General features: G+C 46.2%; 3 protein-coding genes. 1 reads left to right on the plus strand and 2 read right to left on the minus strand.

The genetic code is table 11. The annotated features are described in order from the left end of the window. Positions 1 to 36: 36 nt before the first annotated feature. Positions 37 to 2,181: a molecular chaperone DnaK gene (dnaK, locus tag QUB04_RS15760; protein ID WP_333285655.1), complete on the minus strand. Its 2,145-nt coding sequence runs from the start codon at positions 2,179 to 2,181 to the stop codon at positions 37 to 39. Positions 2,182 to 2,289: 108 nt separating this feature from the next. Next, entirely contained in the window at positions 2,290 to 2,460 is a 171-nt protein-coding gene (locus QUB04_RS15765) for a hypothetical protein (RefSeq protein ID WP_333285657.1), read from the minus strand. A 405-nt stretch (positions 2,461 to 2,865) separates the two neighbouring features. On the opposite strand from QUB04_RS15765, the gene QUB04_RS15770 reads away from it, so the two are divergent. Beyond that, positions 2,866 to 6,291 carry a helicase-related protein gene (locus tag QUB04_RS15770; protein WP_333285659.1) on the plus strand — a complete coding sequence of 1,142 codons (3,426 nt, stop codon included), beginning with the start codon at positions 2,866 to 2,868 and terminating at the stop codon, positions 6,289 to 6,291. Positions 6,292 to 6,358: the final 67 nt, after the last annotated feature.

Raw genomic sequence — 6,358 nt, forward strand, 5'->3', positions numbered from 1 at the left:
GGGACTAATGACTAGGGACTAATGACTAACCACTAATTAGAGCCAATCGTCGTCATCATCCCAATCGTCGCTTTGATTTTGATAAGGGCGAGTGGGGCGATTAGCACTGCTTCTACGATCGCCCATACGATCGCCCATGCGATCGCCCATACGATCGCCCATTCGATCGCCCATTCGATCGCCCATTCGATCATTCATACGATCGCCGGTGCGATCATAGGGGCGATCGGGAATTGGATCGACAGTCGATCGCCTGTACGGTTTAGCATTGGTATAATAGCTGTTGTCATCGCTGCGCCGCTTGGTACCGTCGCCCGTAAAAGTCCGCTTCACAGACTCAAAGAAATCATCATCATCGTCATCATCAGCAAAAGCTGAAACTTCCCGGCTCAAATCGTAAAGAGCATCCTGCAAATCCGAACCAACTTGGTCAACTCCCCGCTCATCATTGCGTTCCAAACTGTCTCGCAATTCCCGAATTAAAGTTTCAATTCGCTGGCGACTTCTTTGAGCAAACTGCATTCCGCGATCGAGCGCAACTTCTCGCAACTGCCGCTCAGCTTGATAAGCTAAAGCTTCAGCGCGATTGCGTTTTTCTACCCTTTCCCGCTGCAACTTATCAGCTTGAGCAAACTGTTCCGCATCGCGAATCATTTGATTCACTTCCTGCTGACTCAGCGTCGAAGCACCTTGTACAGTAATGCTTTGTTCCCTGCCGGTAGTTTTGTCCAAAGCTGTCACCAACAGCATCCCGTTAGCATCAATATCAAAAGCTACTTGCACCTGCGGAATCCCTCGTGGTGCCGGCGGAATTCCAGTTAGTTTAAACCGTCCCAAAGACTTATTATCTCTGCCTAATTCGCGTTCCCCTTGGATCACGTGAATTTCTACCACAGTTTGGTTGTTTTCAGCAGTCGAAAAAATGTCCGATCGCCTGACTGGAATAGTAGTATTCCGAGGAATCAGTTTTTTCATCACCCCGCCGATAGTTTCCAAACCCAGCGACAGCGGCGTCACATCCAACAGCAGCACATCGCGGACATCGCCACCCAAAATACCCGCTTGAATTGCCGCACCCACCGCCACAACTTCATCGGGATTGACATTTTGATTCGGTTCTCGATCAATCAAACTGCGAACAACTTCCTGCACCAAAGGAATGCGAGTCGAACCGCCGACTAGCACAACTTCATCAATGCGAGAAGGACTCAAACTTGCATCAGCCAAAGCTTGTTTGACCGGCCGCCGCAACCGCTGCACCAAATCTGTGCACAGCCCCTCAAATTGACCGCGAGTTAGTCGCGTTTCCAGATGCAAAGGCCCGTCTTCGTTCGCATCGATAAACGGCAAATTAATCTCAGTAACACCGACTCCCGACAGCTCAATCTTGGCTTTTTCTGCCGCTTCGATCAAGCGCTGCAAAGCTTGCCGGTTGCGACGCAAATCAATTCCTTCTTTTTCTAAGAATTGTTCTGCCAACCAATCCACAATTTTGGAGTCAAAATCATTGCCGCCCAATTGAGTGTCGCCGCTAGTTGCTTTGACTTCAAATACTCCGTCTCCCACGTCTAAAATCGACACATCAAAAGTACCGCCGCCCAAATCAAACACTAAAATAGTTTGACTTTCTCGCCTCTCCAAACCGTAAGCCAAAGAAGCCGCCGTCGGCTCATTTAAAATCCGCTTAACCTCAAGTCCGGCAATTCGTCCAGCATCCCGCGTCGCCTGTCGCTGCGAGTCGTTGAAATAAGCGGGAACAGTAATTACAGCCCCCGTCACCTCTTGTCCCAGATAGCGGCTGGCTTCATCGGCCAGTTTCCGCAAAACCATCGCCGAAATTTCCTCTGGGGCAAAATCTTTTTTCAGGCGGGGACACTTGATTTTGATGTTCCCGTTTTCGTCGCGGCGAGTTGTGTAAGGGACGCGCTTTGATTCTGGAGTCAGTTCGGTATATTTGCGTCCGATGTACCGCTTGACGGCGTAAAAGGTGTTTTGCGGGTTGAGAACAGTCTGGCGTCTCGCCATCTGTCCGACAAGGCGTTCTCCTTCCTTTGTGAAAGCGACTACCGAGGGAGTTGTCCGCATCCCTTCTGCATTGGCAATCACAACCGGTTTGCCGCCTTCCATGACGGCTACTACTGAGTTTGTTGTTCCGAGGTCAATGCCAACTACTTTACCCATGCGTCTGTTGTCTCCTGTGGCGTTGTGTGTAACTTTTTCAATATAAGCGTTAAGTATGATTGCACTTATTGTACCGCGTCGAGAAGCGGGGGCTGCAGGGGGATTGCCTCACCTGCGGTTCAGGTTGCTGGGGTTGGCTGGGTACGATCGACCTTTTTTCCATACGGTTTGGCGCAGCAACCGAGGAGCAAATTGATTAGAACTCATATCTTGCACCATTCTCAAGAACAGGCATCTTGCCTGTTCCACAAGAACATTGAATTTTTGTGGAACAGGCATCTTGCCTGTTCATAAAGGGCTACTTGAGAATGGTGCAAGATATCAGTTAGAATGGAGCTCAAAAGTTATCCTATCATTAACATAGAGGTAGCCTGAGTGACCGGATTAGAAGTATTGTAGTCAGTTGAAGTTTTCCATATAAAAGGCAAACAAGTTGCTGTCTTAGATGTCGAAACTTGGCAAGCACTCATCGAATGCTTAGAGACTTTATAGTAATGCTCGCATCATTTGTGAATTTCTTACTCCTTCCCCTTGATCAGGGGAGGGTTGGGGTGGGGTAAAAAGTTTACGACTCCTGCAATGATTGCTATAGTGAGGACTTTAGTCCTTCCATGTGATTTTTTAAGGACTAAAGTCCTTACTACAAACTTGTGTATGCACCACTAATATAACAGAGGAAACCCAGTGCCACGCATTTTTGACAACATTGAACTGCCGCTGCTACAAGCATTGCGAGACACCATTAAACTCTCCTACCGTGCCGATTTTTGCGTGGGCTATTTCAATCTCAGGGGATGGCGGAGAATTGGCGATTTAATAGAAGCATATGTCGGAAACCAAGGAGCGTGCTGCCGCCTTTTGGTGGGAATGCAAAGTTTGCCTTCTGATGAATTGAATGCTAGTTTTAGCCTGATTTCCCATCACGGGGGGATTGACAATAATGCCATTATTCGGCTCAAAAAACGGATGGCTGAGGAATTTCGCCACCAGTTGACGATCGGCGCTCCCAACGATCGCGACGAGCAGGGCTTACGCAGGTTAAGCTATCAGATTAAAAGCGGAAAAGTTATTGTTAAATTATTCTTAGCTTACCCACTGCACGCTAAACTATATCTCGTTCACCGTCAAGACCCAAACAGCCCAATTGTAGGTTTTTTGGGCAGCAGCAATCTGACTTTATCGGGACTATCGAAACAAGGGGAATTGAATATTGATATTTTAGATTTTGATGCTTGTAATAAGTTGCAAAAATGGTTTGACGATCGCTGGGAAGAATACGGCTGTGTTGATATTTCCAAAGAACTTGCAGAAATTATCGATCGCAGTTGGGCGAGATCCGAACTAATTCCACCTTATCACATCTATCTCAACATAGTCTATCATTTGTCCCGCGAGGCGATCGCAGGTATTGCTGAGTTTCAGATTCCCCGCGCTTTTAAGGGTTTATTTAAATTTCAAGAAGAAGCCGTTAAGTTAGCCGCCCGTCACATTACCAGACGGGGAGGCGTGATTATTGGCGACGTTGTAGGGTTGGGTAAAACTTTAGTCGGAACTGCGATCGCCAAAATTTTACAAGAAGACTGTTTCTTGGAAACCCTGATAATTTGTCCCAAAAACTTAGTCAAAATGTGGGAGGAGTATAATTGTAAATATCTCCTGGGTGCCAAAGTCTTATCCATCAGTCTGGTACAGCAAGAATTGCCAGAATTGCGCCGCTATCGAGTTGTGTTAATTGATGAAAGTCACAACCTCAGAAACCGCGAAGGCAAGCGATATCGAGCGATTCAAGAATATATTGCCATCAACGAAAGTAAATGTATTTTGCTTTCAGCAACTCCCTACAACAAAACCTATTTAGATTTATCTTCTCAGTTGCGGCTGTTTATTCCTGAAGACCAAAATTTAGGACTGCGGCCCGAAGCTTTGCTGAACCAATTGGGCGGAGGCAGTCAAGGAGAGTTAGAATTTATTAAGCGGCATCAATGTTCCGTGCGCTCTTTGGCTGCTTTTGAAAAAAGCGAACATCCTGATGATTGGCGAGATTTGATGAAGCACTACATGGTGAGGCGCACTCGCTCTTTTATTAAAGAAAATTATGCGGAAACTGACGCAGAGAAGAAGCGCAAATATCTAGAATTTGCCGATCGCACTCGTTCCTATTTTCCCGATCGCCTTCCCAAAACCATTAAGTTTTCCTCGGAAACTTCCGCAACTAGCTCCCAGCTTGACTTTGAGGAAATTGTCGAAGTCATCAATGCACTAAATCTGCCGCGTTACGGGCTGGGAAATTACATCGCCAAAAAACCCAAACAACAGCCGACTGAAGCAGAACAGCGGCAGTTAAATGCCTTATTCCGTGGGGGTCGGCGGTTAATGGGATTTTCGCGGACAAACCTGTTTAAACGGCTAGAAAGCAGCGGCAGTGCCTTTATCCAGTCGATCGAGCGCCACATCCTGCGGAATTTTATCTATTTATATGCGATCGACCAAAACTCCGATATTCCGATCGGCACCCAGGATGCAGACTTGTTGGATACCCGCAACAGCGATGAAGATGCTGATTCTGTGGTGGTTAGCAGTTTTGAAAGCGAAGAAATCGAAGATGATGCGGGCGAAACTTTAGATAGTGAAGCAGAATTGCTGTTAAGCGAAAAGAGTTTTAAACAGCGGGCAGAAGTTGTTTATCGAGAATATCAAACGCGCTACCAGCGCAGGTTTAAATGGCTCAAATCTGACTTTTTTGATACCAAGAAGTTAAAACGCGATTTGCTAGCCGATGCCCGCTGTTTGATTGAAGTCTTGCAAACTTGCAGTGTATGGCATTCTCAACCAGATCAAAAATTAGCTGCTTTGGTGACATTGCTCACAGAAACTCATCCCCGCGAGAAGGTACTAATTTTCACTCAATTTGCCGATACAGTCCGCTATCTAACTGATAATTTAACCAAGCTCAAAATTGCAGGCGTTGCATCGGTGACAGGCAAATCAAAAGACCCCACAGAAGTCACATTCCGGTTTAGTCCGACTAGCAACGGTAAGCGTGACAAAATCTCACCAGAACGAGAATTGCGAATCTTAATTGCCACCGACATTCTGAGTGAAGGTCACAACTTACAAGACAGTGCGATTATCGTTAATTATGACTTACCTTGGGCAATTATTCGGTTAATTCAGCGGGCGGGAAGGGTGGATAGAATCGGTCAAAAAGCCGATCGCATTTTGTGCTATTCGTTTTTGCCAGACGAAGGAGTCGATCGCATTATCAACCTGCGCGAAAGACTGCGCCGACGCTTGCAAGAAAATGCCGAAGTCGTCGGAACTGATGAGACATTTTTTGAGGATGACTCACCTCAAGTAATTCTCGATATTTACAATGAAAAATCAGGAATTTTAGATGGCGAAGAAGATGCCGAAGTTGACTTAACATCGGAAGCTTTTCAAATTTGGAAAAATGCCACGGACAACAACCCAATTTTGAAAAAAACCATTGAGTCAATGCCAAATGTAGTTTATTCAACTCGCAATCATACTCCCGCACCCTTGCAACCAGAAGGAGTTTTATTGTACATGAAAACCGCCGAGGGAAATGATTCGTTGATTTGGGTCGATCGCGATGGCAATAGCGTTAGTCAATCGCAACTCGGAATCCTCAGAATTGCAGCCTGCGAGGAAGCGACACCAGCAATTCCCAGAGACAAACAGCATCACGAATTAGTCACAAAAGGTGCAGAGTTGATAGCAGAAGAAGAGTTAACTGCGGGCGGACAATTGGGCAGGCCTTCCGGGGCCCGGTTCCGAACATACGAACGTTTGAAGAGTTACTTTAAGGAAATGAATGGTACAATATTTGCATCCGATGAATTGTCAAAAGCGATTGATGAAATTTACCGCTATCCCCTGCGCCAGTCGGCAATTGACACGTTAAATCGGCAGTTAAAAAGCGGAATTGGCGATCGACAATTAGCAGAATTAGTCGTGGGTTTGCGGATGGATGACCGTTTGTGTATAGTCAATGAAGACGAAGACAAACGGGAACCGATGATTATTTGTTCTTTAGGCTTGTTTCAGGAGAAAGCTGTCAGTCCGCCATTCCTCTCACCATCCAGCTAGTCCGCCAGGGAATGAATTCCCTGTCTAATAGCGAAAGTCGTCTAAAGACGACTCATGAATTGAAAAT

This window comes from Microcoleus sp. D2_18a_B4, from assembly GCF_036702475.1.
Classification (GTDB): Bacteria; Cyanobacteriota; Cyanobacteriia; order Cyanobacteriales; family Microcoleaceae; genus Microcoleus.